12 protein-coding genes are annotated in these 13,393 nt (G+C 69.4%); 2 read left to right on the top strand and 10 right to left on the bottom strand.

The features are described from left to right. Positions 1-39 precede the first annotated feature (39 nt). Positions 40-774: a response regulator gene (locus tag V1318_RS17810; RefSeq protein ID WP_332941084.1), complete on the top strand. Its 735-nt coding sequence runs from the start codon at positions 40-42 to the stop codon at positions 772-774. 325 nt (positions 775-1,099) lie between these two features. Here V1318_RS17810 and recO read toward each other — a convergent pair whose 3' ends face one another. The 10 genes from recO to rpoE all read right to left on the bottom strand — a co-directional run bounded on the left by recO (position 1,100) and on the right by rpoE (position 11,086). Continuing rightward, the gene (gene recO / locus V1318_RS17815; RefSeq protein ID WP_332941085.1) at positions 1,100-1,852 is read right to left on the bottom strand and encodes a DNA repair protein RecO; all 753 of its coding nucleotides are present in this window, start codon (positions 1,850-1,852) and stop codon (positions 1,100-1,102) included. A gap of 79 nt (positions 1,853-1,931) precedes the next feature. Beyond that, complete coding sequence (locus V1318_RS17820) at positions 1,932-3,080, bottom strand: hypothetical protein (protein WP_332941086.1); 1,149 nt, start codon at positions 3,078-3,080, stop codon at positions 1,932-1,934. 7 nt (positions 3,081-3,087) lie between these two features. Beyond that, positions 3,088-3,984 carry a GTPase Era gene (gene era / locus V1318_RS17825; protein WP_332941087.1) on the bottom strand — a complete coding sequence of 299 codons (897 nt, stop codon included), beginning with the start codon at positions 3,982-3,984 and terminating at the stop codon, positions 3,088-3,090. A 73-nt stretch (positions 3,985-4,057) separates the two neighbouring features. Next, the gene (gene rnc, locus V1318_RS17830) at positions 4,058-4,723 is read right to left on the bottom strand and encodes a ribonuclease III (protein ID WP_332941117.1); all 666 of its coding nucleotides are present in this window, start codon (positions 4,721-4,723) and stop codon (positions 4,058-4,060) included. After that, positions 4,710-5,093, bottom strand: coding sequence for a DUF4845 domain-containing protein (locus V1318_RS17835; RefSeq protein ID WP_332941088.1), 384 nt, complete (start codon positions 5,091-5,093; stop codon positions 4,710-4,712). The genes rnc and V1318_RS17835 overlap by 14 nt, the downstream gene beginning before the upstream one ends. A 65-nt stretch (positions 5,094-5,158) precedes the next feature. Further along, a complete protein-coding gene (lepB, locus tag V1318_RS17840) occupies positions 5,159-5,944 on the bottom strand; it encodes a signal peptidase I (RefSeq protein ID WP_332941089.1) in 786 nt (261 codons plus the stop codon). A 105-nt stretch (positions 5,945-6,049) separates the two neighbouring features. Further along, positions 6,050-7,843: a translation elongation factor 4 gene (gene lepA / locus V1318_RS17845; RefSeq protein ID WP_332941090.1), complete on the bottom strand. Its 1,794-nt coding sequence runs from the start codon at positions 7,841-7,843 to the stop codon at positions 6,050-6,052. Positions 7,844-7,951: 108 nt separating this feature from the next. Continuing rightward, positions 7,952-9,460 (bottom strand): DegQ family serine endoprotease, encoded by a 1,509-nt coding sequence (locus V1318_RS17850; protein ID WP_332941091.1) that lies wholly within the window; start codon positions 9,458-9,460, stop codon positions 7,952-7,954. Positions 9,461-9,618: 158 nt separating this feature from the next. Next, entirely contained in the window at positions 9,619-10,482 is an 864-nt protein-coding gene (locus tag V1318_RS17855; RefSeq protein ID WP_332941092.1) for a sigma-E factor negative regulatory protein, read from the bottom strand. A gap of 1 nt (position 10,483) precedes the next feature. Next, entirely contained in the window at positions 10,484-11,086 is a 603-nt protein-coding gene (rpoE, locus tag V1318_RS17860; RefSeq protein WP_091635334.1) for an RNA polymerase sigma factor RpoE, read from the bottom strand. 238 nt (positions 11,087-11,324) lie between these two features. On the opposite strand from rpoE, the gene V1318_RS17865 reads away from it, so the two are divergent. Beyond that, on the top strand, positions 11,325-13,376 hold the full coding sequence (locus V1318_RS17865) for a 3-hydroxyacyl-CoA dehydrogenase NAD-binding domain-containing protein (protein WP_332941093.1): 2,052 nt from the start codon (positions 11,325-11,327) through the stop codon (positions 13,374-13,376). Positions 13,377-13,393: the final 17 nt, after the last annotated feature.

The raw sequence follows: 13,393 nt of genomic DNA on the forward strand, positions 1-13,393 counted from the left end.
AGCATAACCAGCGGAGCCCCCGACCCGATGGAACCGACGATGAATTCGCCGTTGTTACCGCGTTTGCTGTTGGTCGAAGACGACCCCACCAGCCGCGCCTTCCTCACCGCCGCCGCGCAGGCCCTGCCCGCCGACATCGACGGCGCCGACAGCGTCGCCGCCGCGGTCGCGCTAGGCAACGCGCAGGACTACGACCTGTGGCTGTTCGACGCCAACCTGCCCGACGGCAGCGGCGTCGAACTGCTGGCGCGATTGCGCGCGCGCCATCCACGCACGCCCGCGCTGGCCCACACCGCCGCCGCGGACGCGTCGGTGCTGGAAGACCTGATCGCGGTCGGCTTCAGCGAGGTGCTGGTCAAACCGCTGCCCGCGGCGGCAGTGCGCGCGGCGATCGCGCGCGCCCTGGGCCTGGATGCGCACGATCAACGCGCGGTCGCCAGCGTCGCCGTGGGCGCCAAACGCCCGGTATGGGACGACGAGGCCGCCGCCAGCGCCCTTAACGGCAACACCGCGCACGTGGAAACCCTGCGCAGCCTGTTCGTACAGGAACTGCCGACCACCCACGAAGCGATCCTCGCCGCCGCCCATCGCGAGGACCTGGACACGGTGCGCACCGAATTGCACAAGCTGCGCGCGAGCTGCGGCTTCGTCGGCGCGGCGCGCCTGAGCGACGCGGTGCAGGCGCTGCAAAGCGAACCGGATTCGCGCGAGCGCCTGGCGCGTTTCGACGATGCGGTGCAGGACACGCTGGCTACGGTGCAGATGGAGAGTTAGGTCGCTTGGACTGGGGAGGGTTTGCCTAGCTCGTCATCCCCGCGAAGGCAGGGATCGTAGGATGTGGTGAGCCGCAGGCGAACCGCATCGTCGCCATGTTCGGCGCTCGCGCACCTTCTCCGCTCCTAGCGCCCGCCTCTGCTTTCGATTCCCAGCTTTTTGAAGGTGAGTTGGGGAGAATTCGCTTTTGCTCGTCATCCCCGCGAAGGCGGGGATCCAGTGCCTTTAGCGCGTCAACTAGCGTCGGAGCGAATGGCATGCAGGGTCGTAGGATGCGGTTCGCGTTTGGCTAATCGCTTCCTGCGCAGGCGATGGGTGCTGGGCATTAGTCGGGTTCGCGTTCGGGCTTCGCGCGCGGCGCGACCCGGGCCAGCTCGCTGAGCAGTTCCCAGGATTTCAGGCCGCGCGGGCCGAGGTGGTGCGCAAGCACGCCGCGCATCGCCCGGCGCAGGCCGGCCAGGTCCTCGGCGCCGGGCAGGCGGTCGGCGGCCAGGGCCAGCAGGGCCTGGCCGGTGGCCGCGCCGCTGCGGTCGGCATGGCCGCGGTCGCTGAGCAGGCGGCGCGGGCCGTGCTCGGGATCGAGCCGATAGCGCGCGGCCGGGTCGATGGCCGCGCCATCGCCGTCGTGGCGCCAGTCGAAACCGAAACCCAGCGCGTCCAGCAGATCGCGCTCGAAACGCCGCAGGCTCCAGCCCGGCGACTCGCCCGCGCCCAGGCGCTCGCGCGCGCGCGCGTAGGCCTCGTAGAGATCCGGCAGGGGATCGTTGCGCGGCGCCAGGCGCAGCGCGAGCTCGTTGAGATAGAAGCCGGCCAGCATGGCGTCGCCGCTCAGGCGCGGCGCCGCGTCCAGGGCCTCGGCCGTGGTCAGGCGCGCCAGCTCGCCGGTCTGGACGCCGTCGAAGCGGATCCACTGCAAGGGCTGCAACGCCGCGCGCAGGACCTGCCGCTTCGGCCCCTGCACGCCGCGCGCGACCAGGCCCATGCGCCCGTGGCGTTCGCTCAGCACCTCCACCAGCAGGCTGGTCTCGCGCCAGGGCCGGGTGTGCAGGACGAAGGCGGGTTCGGCTAGGTAACGCATGCGGCTACGCTAACGCAGACGGTGCAGGCACGGCACCGCAGGCCGACAGATTCGCAACGGCGCGCGGATCGAGCGGCATTCATGCCCCGACCGTACCGCTACCGGCCTGCCGCAGTCGCCGGCGCGCGATCGCGGCGACCGCGATGAAGCCGATCAGACTGAGCAACGCGGCCAGCATCACCACCGCTATCGCCGCCAACGGCCGACCGTAGCCGTAACTGTAGCCCTGCCCGTCCGGCAGCAAGTGCTCGGGCGCATAGAGCGCCGCCAGGCCTGCGCACGCCACCGCCGATCCCCAGGCCAGGCCGGCCGCGAGCGCATACGGCCAGACGCGGCGCTTTCGCCCCGCGCCCGTGGCGCCGTCGCGCCCGGCCCGGCGCGCGACGGCGGCGGCGATCGGCCGGCAGGCCAGGCCACCGCCGAACACCGCCAGGCCCAGCCACAGCTGCGTTGCCAGGCTCAGCGCGCTATAGCCGATGCCCGGCGCGGCCTGGGTGGTGATCGCGACGGCGTCGCCGGGCAATCCGGGGTAACGGCCGCGGTATACGTCGCGATGGGGGTCGTTGTCCTGCCGATCCATCCGCAGCGCCGGCGCGGCCGCGAATCGCCAACCCTCGGGCACGCTGACCCGCACATCCAGTCCGCCGAAACCGGCCCAACTGCGCGCCGGAGCCAGCACGTAGGCGAATTGGTACAGCAGGGTCGGGCCCTCGCGCTTGCTCTGCATCGCTTCGGCGCGATAGCTCACGCTGAAGTCGTGTCGGCCGGGCGGCAGCACGAAATCCAAGGCCAGGCTCGAAGCTTCGCCGACCTCGTAGAACACGGGCCGCTCGCCGGACAGGGCCGGCGTCGTTGCGGGCGGTTGCCAGGTTTCGGGCAATGCGGCCGGCTTCAGCGGTCGCGCCGCGACCTTTCGGCCGTCCAGCCGCGCCTCGAATCGTTCGGCGCCGCTGGCGCCGGTCGCGAACACCGGCCGCAGACGCACGGCCTTACCGCCGTTGTCGAGCCGGTAGGCGACCCGCACCGTCGCCAAACTCGACTCGCCGGACAAGTCGCTCAGATCGATGCGCAGGTCTTCGTGCACGATGCGCACCGCTTCGAAGCCCTGGGGCTCGGCCACCAACGGCCCCTCGCGCCACGGCTTGCCCATGTTGGCCCAGGCCGGCGCGGCGCATTGCAGCGCGATCAGCAGCAGCGCGGCGCGCATACGACCGCCGGCCGCGATCACGGCGCGCTCAGTCGTGATAACCAAGCGACCGCAGGGCGGCCTCGTCGTCCGACCAGCCTTCGCGCACGCGCACCCAGGTCTCCAGGAACACCTTGGCGCCGAACAAGCGTTCCATCTGGATCCGCGACTTGGAGCCGATCTCGCGCAGGCGCTCGCCGCCCTTGCCGATCACGATCGCCTTCTGGCCGTCGCGCTCGACCCAGATCACCGCGCCGATGCGCAGCATCCTGCCGTCGACCTCGAATTTCTCGATCTCGACCGTGGTCGCGTACGGCAGCTCTTCGCCGAGCTGACGCATCAACTGCTCGCGCACCATCTCGCCAGCGAGGAAGCGCTGGCTCTTGTCGGTGATCTCGTCCTCGCCGTACAGCGCTTCCTGCTCGGGCAGGTAGCCCAGCACGGTCTTGACCAGCCCTTCCAGGCCGTTGCGCTTGAGCGCGGAGATCGGATGCACGCCGGCGAACTCGCGGCCGTCGCTGATCTTGGCCAGATAGGGCAGCAGCGCGGTCTTGTCCTTGAGGCGGTCGATCTGGTTGACCACCAGCACCACCGGCATGCCGGCCTTGCGCAGCGCATCGAAGGCCAGCGCGTCCTCGTCGTCCCATTGGCCGGCGCGCACCACCAGCAGGGCCACGTCGACGCCCTCGATGGCGCCGCGCGCGGCGCGGTTCATCATCCGGTTCATCGCGCGCTTCTGCTCGCGATGGATGCCGGGGGTGTCGACCAGCAGCAGCTGGCCTTCCGGGAAGGTGGCGATGCCGAGCAACTGGTGGCGGGTGGTCTGCGGGCGCGGCGAGACGATGCTGACCTTGGCGCCGACCAGGGCGTTGACCAGGGTGGATTTGCCCACGTTGGGGCGGCCGATCACGGCTACGTGACCGGCGCGATAGGGGGATGCGTTCATGCGGGGATTGTCCGCGTGTGCGGGCCCGAGGGCAAACGCGGATGCTGGCCCGGCTTGCTAACGGCCCGGCTTCTTAACTGGGATCCAACTGACGCAGCGCCGCCTCGGCGGCCAGCTGCTCGGCGGCGCGGCGCGAGCCGGCCTCGCCCTCGGTCACGATCGGCGGCTGGGCGATGCTGCAGCTGACCCGGAAGCTCTTGGCGTGGTCCTCGCCGGATTCCGACAGCAGGGTGTACAGCGGCAGCGGCTTCTGCCGGCCCTGCAACCATTCCTGCAGGCGGGTCTTGGCGTCCTTGCCGACCTTGTGCGGCGGCGGCAACGCGGCCATCGCGGCCTCGAACCAGGGCAGCACCCGGGCCCGGCAGGCCTCGAAGCCGGCGTCGAGGTAGATCGCGGCGACCACCGCTTCCAGGGCGTCGGCGAGGATGGAATCGCGGCGGTGGCCGCCGGATTTCATCTCGCCGGGGCCCAAGGTCAGGCGCGCGCCCAGTTCCAGGGTGCGCGCGATCGGCGCCAGCGCGGACTCGCGCACCAGCTCGGCGCGCGCGCGCGTGAGCGCGCCTTCGTCGGCTTGCGGCCAGCGCGCGTACAAGGCTTCGGCCACCATCAGGTTGACCAGGGAGTCGCCCAGGAACTCCAGCCGCTCGTTATGCGGCGCACCGGCGCTGCGATGGGTCAGGGCCTGCTCGAGCAGGCCCGGATTCGCGAACCGGTGTTCGATGCGATCAGTCGGCACCACCGCTACCACGGCGGAGAACTTCCTGAGCTTCGAAATGGCCGACCACGTCGAGGTTGGCGATCAGCGGACGGCGCACTTCGTAATTCACCATGATTTCGTAGCCGGAGTCCTTGCGCTGGATCTTCACGTGCTCGTCCTTGACGTTGTCCGCGTAGCTCACGTACAGGCGACGGAAGAACAGCTTCTTGATCTTGACCGGATCCTGGTCGGCGATGCCGGGCTCGGCCGCCAGGCCGGTCAAGGCGCGCTTCACGCCGTAATACTCGGTGTACATCGGGATCAGCTTCATGCCCATGTAGACGAATACACCGACCACCGCCAGCACGATGATGAACCCGATCAGGGTCATGCCGCTCTGATTACGCTTCATCCGATCATCCCCCCGTCGTTAGACGCGATTTGTTGAGTGTCACCGTGCCGCGACGGCGGACGCCGTCACGGAATACTGTTGCCGATACGCGAGAAATCCACGCCCCCATCGACGTTCATCCAGATCAGGAACGCCTTGCCCCTCAGGTTCTGCTCCGGAAGGAAGCCCCAGTATCGGCTGTCCTCGCTATTATCGCGATTGTCGCCCATCACAAAATAGTGACCGGCCGGAACCACCCAATCGCCCTCTCCTTGATCGAGCAACGGCAAATTGGTCCGCTCCAGGACGCGATGCTCGCGCCCGAGCAGATTCTCCGCAAGTTCCTGCGAACCTGTCATTTCGGTGCCATTGCCGTGACCTTCGTAGGTACCGACCGGCGTGTACTTCAGGACCTCGCCGTTCACCGTCACCTGGTTGTCGTGGTAGCTGACGCGATCGCCCGGCAGGCCGACCACGCGCTTGATCCAGTCCTGCTCGGGGTGGTGCGGCGGCTTGAACACGACCACGTCGCCGCGCTTGGGCTCGCCCAGGGCGAAGACCTTGCGGTTGCTGATCGGCAGGCGCAGGCCGTAGGTGAACTTGTTGACCAGGATGAAATCGCCGGTCAGCAGGGTCGGCATCATCGAGTTGGAGGGGATCCGGAACGGCTCTGCGATGAAGCTGCGCAGGACCAGGACCACCAGCAGCACCGGGAAGAAGGCCTTGGAATAATCGACCAGGGCCGGTTCCTTGCCGTCGTCGAGCAGGCCCTCGCGCGCGGCGCGGCGCTTGGCCAGGAACAGCTTGTCGAGCAGCCAGACGGCGCCCGAGAACAACGTCAGCGATACCAGTGCGATTTCAAACCAGCGCATGCAAGCTCCTTCGGAGCGGGGATTCGGGATTAGGGATTGGAGATCGGGCCAGCCAGGAAACGTGCACTTGGCCGTATCCCGAATCCCGAATCTCGAATCCCGGCTTCATTTGTTGTCCACCTGCAACACCGCCAGGAACGCTTCCTGCGGAATCTCCACGCGACCGACCTGCTTCATCCGCTTCTTGCCCTCTTTCTGCTTCTCGAGGAGCTTCTTCTTGCGGCTGATGTCGCCGCCGTAGCACTTGGCCAGCACGTTCTTGCGCATCGCTTTGACCGTGCTGCGGGCGATGATCTGCGAGCCGACCGCGGCCTGGATGGCGACGTCGAACATCTGGCGCGGGATCAGCTCGCGCATCTTCTCGGAGATCTCGCGGCCGCGGCGATCGGCGTGGGCGCGATGGGTGATGATGCTGAGCGCATCGACCTTGTCGCCGTTGATCAGCGTGTCCACGCGCACGAACGGGCCGGCCTGGAAACGCAGGAACTGGTAATCCAGCGAGGCGTAGCCGCGCGAGACCGACTTGAGGCGGTCGAAGAAGTCCAGCACCACCTCGGCCATCGGCAGCTCGTAGCTGATCTGGACCTGGTTGCCCATGTAGGTGATGCCGATCTGGCTGCCGCGCTTTTCCTCGCACAAGGTGATCACGTTGCCGACGTAGTCCGGCGGCGTGAGGATGTTGGCGCGGATGATCGGCTCGCGGATCTCCTCGATCATGTTGACCTGAGGCAGCTTGGCCGGGTTGTCCAGCGGCATGGTGGTGCCGTCGGTCTTGAGCACTTCGTAGATCACCGTCGGCGCGGTGCTGATCAGGTTGAGGTCGTACTCGCGCTCCAGGCGCTCCTGCACGATCTCCATGTGCAGCATGCCCAGGAAGCCGCAGCGGAAACCGAAGCCCATGGCCTCGGAGCTTTCCGGTTCGAAGCGCAGCGCGGCGTCGTTGAGGCGCAGCTTTTCCAGCGCCTCGCGCAGGTCGGGATAGTCCTCGGCGTCGACCGGGAACAGGCCGGCGAACACGCGCGGCTGCATTTCCTGGAAGCCCGGCAACGGCTTGGCCGCCGGGTCCGAGGCCAGGGTCAGGGTATCGCCGACCGGGGCGCCGTGGACGTCCTTGATGCTGGCGTTGATCCAGCCCACTTCGCCGGCGCCCAGCTTGGGCAGGTCCTTGCGCTTGGGGGTGAACACGCCGACCTTGTCGACCAGGTGGGTGCGGCCGGTCGACATCACCAGGATCTTGCTGCCGGGCACGATCTCGCCCTGCATGACCCGCACCAGCGAGACCACGCCCAGGTAGTTGTCGAACCAGGAGTCGATGATCAACGCCTGCAGCTTGTCGGTGTCGCGCGGCTTCGGCGGCGGGATGCGATGCACGATCGCCTCCAGCACGTCGACCACGTTGAGGCCGGTCTTGGCGCTGATCGCGACCGCGTCCTCGGCGTCGATGCCGATCACGGCCTCGATCTCGGCCTTGGCGCGCGCGATATCGGCCGTGGGCAGGTCGATCTTGTTGAGCACCGGCACCACTTCCAGGCCCTGCTCGACCGCGGTGTAGCAGTTGGCGACCGACTGCGCCTCCACGCCCTGGGCGGCGTCCACCACCAGCAGCGCGCCCTCGCAGGCGGCCAGCGAGCGGCTGACTTCGTAGCTGAAGTCGACGTGGCCGGGGGTGTCGATGAAGTTGAGCTGGTAGACCTGACCGTCCTTCGCCTTGTAGGGCAAGGACACGGACTGCGCCTTGATGGTGATGCCGCGCTCGCGCTCGATCGGGTTGGAATCGAGCACCTGCGCTTCCATCTCGCGCGCTTCCAGGCCTCCGCAGAGCTGGATGATGCGGTCGGCCAGGGTCGATTTGCCGTGGTCGACGTGAGCGATGATGGAGAAGTTTCTGATCTGCTGCATGCGGGACGGCGCGAAGCTCACCGGTTCCAGAGAGTTAACGGGAGATTATCGCATACCGCGCCGTACCCACGCCCACGCGCCCGCCCCAGGGCGGGCGCGTGCCCCGCCTCAGCCGGCCTTGGCCTCGGCGGTGACGGCGATGAACTGGGTGGCCGCGCCGCGCCGCACCAGCAGCATCACGGTGTCGCCCGGCCGGACCCCGGCCAGTTCGCGGTTCAACGCCGAGACGCTGCCGACCGCGGTGCGGCCGACCGAGAGCACCACGTCGCCCGGACGCAGCCCGGCCTCGCCTGCGACCTCGCCCGGCGACTGCACCAGCACGCCCTCGCCCGCCTTCAGGCCCAGGCGCTGGCGCGCGTTCGCGGCTAGGTCCTGGCCGACCAGGCCCAGCGCGTTGCCGTCGCTGCGGCCCGGGGCGGCGTCGCCGTCGTCGTTGGCGGCCGGGCCCGGTTCGCCGGCGACCTCGGCGCCCAGCGCACCCAGCACCACCTGCTCGGTCAGGATCTTGCCGCCGCGGTTGATCTGCAGCTTGACCCGGGCCCCCGGCGCCAGCGCGCCGATCAGCGGCGGCAGGTCGCTGGAGGTGTTCACCGGGCGGTCGTTGACCGCCAGGATCACGTCGCCGAGCTGGATGCCGGCCTTCTCCGCCGCGCCGCCGGCCTGGACGCTGTTGACCAGGGCGCCGCGCGATTCGCTCAGGCCCAGGCCCTTGGCGCTTTCGGAGGTGATCGCCTGCACGCCCACGCCGAGCAGGCCGCGCTGGACCTTGCCGGTCGCGCGCAGCTGTTCGGCCGAGTTCATCGCCACGTCGATCGGGATCGCGAAACTCACGCCCATGTAGCCGCCGGAGTTGGAGAAGATCTGCGAGTTGATGCCGACCACCTCGCCGCTGGTGTTGAGCAGCGGACCGCCGGAATTGCCCTGGTTGATGGCGACGTCGGTCTGGATGAAGGGCACGTACTGCTGGTCGGCGTAGGGATTCATACGACCGACCGCGCTGACGATGCCGGCGGTGACCGAGTGATCCAGGCCGAACGGCGAACCGATCGCGATCACCCACTGACCCGGCTTGGTCAGGCTGGCGTTGGCCAGGCGCAGGAAAGGCAGGCTCTTGGCGTCGATCTTGAGCAGGGCCACGTCGGACTGCTCGTCGCTGCCGACCACCTTGGCGGTGAACTCGCGGCGGTCGGACAAGGTGACCTTGACCGTGTCGGCGCCGTCGACCACGTGGTGGTTGGTCAGCAGGTAGCCGTCCTGCGAAATCAGGAAGCCGGTGCCCAGCGAATTGCCGCCGCCGCGCGGCGCGCGCGGACCCCGCGGGCCGCCGGGCATGTCGGGACCGAAGAAGCGGCGGAAGATTTCCGGAATCTCGTCCTCGTTCGGCATCTGCCCGCGGCTGGCGCGGCGCGGCGCGATCTCGGCGCGCACGTTGACCACGGCCGGGCCGACCCGCTGCACCAGGGCGGTGAAATCGGGCAGGCCGCTGACCAGCGGCGCGGCCGGCGTCGCCGCCGGCGGCGGCGCGATCGGGGTGCTGGGGGTCTGCGCGGTGCAGGCGACCGGCAGCAGGGCGACCAGGGCGCTGGCCAGGGCGATGGAGCGAAGCGGACGAGTCATGGAATCGGCCTCGAAGGTTGCGGAGGTTTGGCCGCGCGGCCGTCGGGCCGCGCGTGATCGGGGAACGGGATGGGGGAACGCTGGACGGAAGCGGTCAGACCGGAACGCAGTGCGGCGGCGTCACGCACACGGGTCCTGCGGCGCGCCGCCGATGCCGCTTAAGGCTGCGGCATCCGGCTTTCGGGCTCGGGCGCCGGCGGCGGCTGCACGGGCGCCGCGTCGGTCGCGCTGGGCTCGAAGGGATAGAACGAGCGCGCGCTGGCGCTGCTGCTGCCGTAGCTGGCGGTGAAGCCGCCGGTGGCCGGGTAGTTGGGCAGCGCCGCGCGCGGCCACGGCCGCGACGGCGCGTCGCTGTGCTGCGGCCGGAACGGATTGGCGGTGGCACCGGCGGCGCTCGCGGCCGCGACTTCGACCGCGGGCTGGGCGGCGACGGCCTGGGTCTGGGCCTGGCGGCGCAGGGCGGCGCGCTGGCTCTGCCCGCGCGAGCTGCGGCGCTCGGCGATGCGGCGCGGTACTTCGGCCACCGCGACCGCGGCGGCGCCCAGACCGGCGGCCTGCTGCTCGGGGCTCTGCGGCTGCGGCGCGAGCGGCGCGGCGCCGGCGCTGTCGGCGCTGGCGACCTGGCTCTGGGGGGCGCCGGCATCGGGGGCGCCGTCGCTGGAGAACGGGCGCGCCACGAACAGGGCCGCCACGGCCACCGAGGCGGCCAGGGCGCCGCCGATCCAGCCGCGGCGGCTGGCGGGCGCGGTCGCCGGTGCGGCGGCCTTGGCGGTCGCGGCCTCGGCGGCGAGCGCCGCGGCGACGCGGTCGGCGAAATCCGGCGCGGCGATGCCGGCGGCCTGGCCGCGCAGGGCGTCGCCGCACAACTGCCAGCTGCCGCAGGCACGGCGCCACTGGGCGTCGTGGCTCAGGCGCTTGAGGGCGAAGCGGGCGGCATCGCCGTCGAGCTCGCCGTCGAACAGCGCGCTCAGGGCTTCGCGGTCGTTGGGGCCGTACTCGTCAATAGCGGGAATCGACGTCATATCAGTGGGCGCGCTCGCGGGTGTCTTGGTTATCCAGCAGGGGCCGCAGCTCGATGTCGATCGCCTCGCGGGCGCGGAAGATCCGCGAACGCACGGTGCCGATCGGGCAGCCCATCTTCTGCGCGATTTCCTCGTAGCTCAGGCCGTCCACCTCGCGCAGGGTGATCGCGGCCCGCAGTTCCTCCGGTAGGGATTCGACCGCGCGCATCACCGTGCGTTCGATCTCCTGGCGCAGCAACTCGTGTTCCGGGGTGTCGCTGTCGCGCAGCCGGATGCCGGTCTCGAACTGTTCGGCGTCGCCGGCGTCGATGTCGTCGGTCGGCGGCCTGCGGTTCTGCGCGACGAGGTAATTCTTGGCGGTGTTCACGGCGATCCGGTGCAACCACGTATAGAACTGCGCATCGCCCCGGAAGTTCGGCAGCGCGCGGTAGGCGCGCAGGAAGGTTTCCTGGGCAACGTCCTGGCATTCGCTCCAGTCGGGAATGTAGCGCCCGATCAACGCGGTGATCCGATGCTGGTACTTGCGCACCAGGGCATCGAAGGCCGTGCTATCGCCACGCTGGACACGCCTGACCAGCTCTTGGTCCAACTCATTCTCGGCCATGCCGCGCCGGCACTCCTGTCAGCTCGGCCGTGGCCGAACAATGGGACAACCCTGTCGGGAGAAAGTTCAATCACGATCATAAATGGGGCCGGGGCCGCGCCGGCGCAACCGCCAAGGGTCACGGCGCGGCGCGCGCCGGGACCGTCGGGAAACGAGACCTGGGACGTGCCGATTTGACGGCGACGAAACATCCTCGGGATGATAGCGGGATATCCATACCTGAACGGATGGTGCAGTCATGATGGCTGGCCTCGACGGACTTCGCTTCCAACATTGGCAGACCCAGCTGCGCGAGGACGGCATCCTGTTGCTGTCGTTCGATCGCGCCGGCTCCTCGGTCAATACCTTCGGACAGGACGTCCTGATCGAGCTGGACGCATTGCTGGAGCGGCTGGCGCTGGACCCGCCCAAGGGCGTGGTGCTGCGCTCGGCCAAGGCCTCGGGCTTCATCGCCGGCGCCGACATCAAGGAATTCCAGACCTTCGACGAGAAAGGCACGGTCGGCGACGCGATCCGGCGCGGCCAGCAGGTGTTCCAGCGCCTGGCCGAACTGCCCTGCCCCACGGTCGCCGCGATCCACGGCTTCTGCATGGGCGGCGGCACCGAGATCTCGCTGGCCTGCCGCTACCGCGTCGCCAGCTCCGACCCCTCGACCCGGATCGGCCTGCCGGAAGTGAAGCTGGGCATCTACCCGGGCTGGGGCGGCAGCGTGCGCCTGCCGCCGCTGGTCGGCGCGCCGGCCGCGTTCGACATGATGCTGACCGGCCGCGCGCTGTCGGCGTCGAACGCGCGCGCGATCGGCCTGGTCGACAAGGTGGTCGAAGCGCCGCTGCTGGTCGACGCCGCGGTCGCGCTGGCACTCAAGGGCGCCCAGCGCCCGTTCAAGCAGCGCTTCATGGGCTGGGCGACGAATAGCTGGCTGGCGCGCAAGATCCTGCCCGGCATGCTGACCAAGCAGGTCGCGCGCAAGGCGCGCAAGGAGCACTACCCGGCCCCCTACGCGCTGATCAACACCTGGGCGCGCAGCAGCGGCGGCGTGCAGGCGCGGCTGGCGGCCGAGCGCAAGTCGGTGGTCAAGCTGGCCTCGACCCCGACCGCGCGCAACCTGATCCGGGTGTTCTTCCTGCAGGAGCGGCTCAAGGGCCAGGGCGGCAAGGATCACGGTATCCAACGCGTGCACGTGGTCGGCGCCGGCGTGATGGGCGGCGACATCGCGGCCTGGTCGGCCTACAAGGGTTTCGAGGTCACCTTGTCCGATCGCGAGCAGCGTTTCATCGACGGCGCGCTTACGCGCGCCAACGAGTTGTTCACCAAGCGCGTGAAGGACGAGAGCAAGCGCCCGGCGGTGGCCGCGCGCCTGAAGGGCGACCTGGCCGGCGACGGCGCCGCCCAGGCCGATCTGGTGATCGAAGCGATCATCGAAAAGCCAGAGGCCAAGCGCGAGCTCTACGACCAGGTCGAGCCGAAGATGAAGCCCGACGCGCTGCTGACCACCAACACCTCGTCGATTCCGCTGGTCGAACTGCGCGACCACATCCGCCGTCCGGCCCAGTTCGGCGGCCTGCACTATTTCAATCCGGTCGCGCTGATGCCGCTGGTGGAGATCATCCGCCACGACGCCATGGCGCCGGAAACCGAGCAGCGCCTGGCCGCGTTCTGCAAGGCCATCGACAAGCTGCCGGTGCCGGTCGCGGGCACGCCGGGCTTCCTGGTCAACCGGGTGCTGTTCCCGTACATGCTGGAAGCGGCGACCGCGTTCGCCGAAGGCATCCCGGGCCCGGCGATCGACAAGGTCGCGGTGAAGTTCGGCATGCCGATGGGGCCGATCGAGCTGATCGACACCGTCGGCCTGGACGTGGCCGCGGGCGTGGGCGCGGAACTGGCGCCGTTCCTGGGCCTGAGCGTGCCGGCGGCGCTGAGCGGCGTGGAGCCGAACAAGCGCGGCAAGAAGGACGGCCAGGGCCTGTACAAGTGGGAAAACGGCCGCGCCCAGAAGCCGGAACTGCCCAAGGACTACCAGACGCCTTCGGACCTGGAGGATCGCCTGATCCTGCCGCTGGTCAACGAAGCGGTGGCCTGCCTGCACGACGGCGTGGTCAGCGACGCCGACCTGCTCGACGCCGGCGTGATCTTCGGCACCGGCTTCGCGCCGTTCCGCGGCGGCCCGATCCAGTACGTGCGCGAAACCGGCGCCGATGCGCTGCTGGAACGCCTGAAGACCCTGCACGCGCGCTACGGCGATCGTTTCGCGCCGCGCCCGGGTTGGGATTCGCCGGCGTTGCGTCCCTAAGGCCTCGCAGGCCGCCG

It is taken from the genome of Lysobacter sp. CCNWLW3 (assembly GCF_036697405.1).
In the GTDB taxonomy this organism is placed as follows: domain Bacteria; phylum Pseudomonadota; class Gammaproteobacteria; order Xanthomonadales; family Xanthomonadaceae; genus Lysobacter.

Excerpts from the sequence above, each read along its gene's own strand:
- V1318_RS17810 (WP_332941084.1), top strand. The coding sequence starts at position 40 with ATGAATTCGCCGTTGTTACCGCGTTTGCTGTTGGTCGAAGACGACCCC.
- recO (WP_332941085.1), bottom strand. The coding sequence starts at position 1,852 with ATGCGTTACCTAGCCGAACCCGCCTTCGTCCTGCACACCCGGCCCTGG.
- era (WP_332941087.1), bottom strand. The coding sequence starts at position 3,984 with ATGAACGCATCCCCCTATCGCGCCGGTCACGTAGCCGTGATCGGCCGC.
- V1318_RS17835 (WP_332941088.1), bottom strand. The coding sequence starts at position 5,093 with ATGAAGCGTAATCAGAGCGGCATGACCCTGATCGGGTTCATCATCGTG.
- lepB (WP_332941089.1), bottom strand. The coding sequence starts at position 5,944 with ATGCGCTGGTTTGAAATCGCACTGGTATCGCTGACGTTGTTCTCGGGC.
- lepA (WP_332941090.1), bottom strand. The coding sequence starts at position 7,843 with ATGCAGCAGATCAGAAACTTCTCCATCATCGCTCACGTCGACCACGGC.
- V1318_RS17850 (WP_332941091.1), bottom strand. The coding sequence starts at position 9,460 with ATGACTCGTCCGCTTCGCTCCATCGCCCTGGCCAGCGCCCTGGTCGCC.
- V1318_RS17855 (WP_332941092.1), bottom strand. The coding sequence starts at position 10,482 with ATGACGTCGATTCCCGCTATTGACGAGTACGGCCCCAACGACCGCGAA.
- rpoE (WP_091635334.1), bottom strand. The coding sequence starts at position 11,086 with ATGGCCGAGAATGAGTTGGACCAAGAGCTGGTCAGGCGTGTCCAGCGT.
- V1318_RS17865 (WP_332941093.1), top strand. The coding sequence starts at position 11,325 with ATGATGGCTGGCCTCGACGGACTTCGCTTCCAACATTGGCAGACCCAG.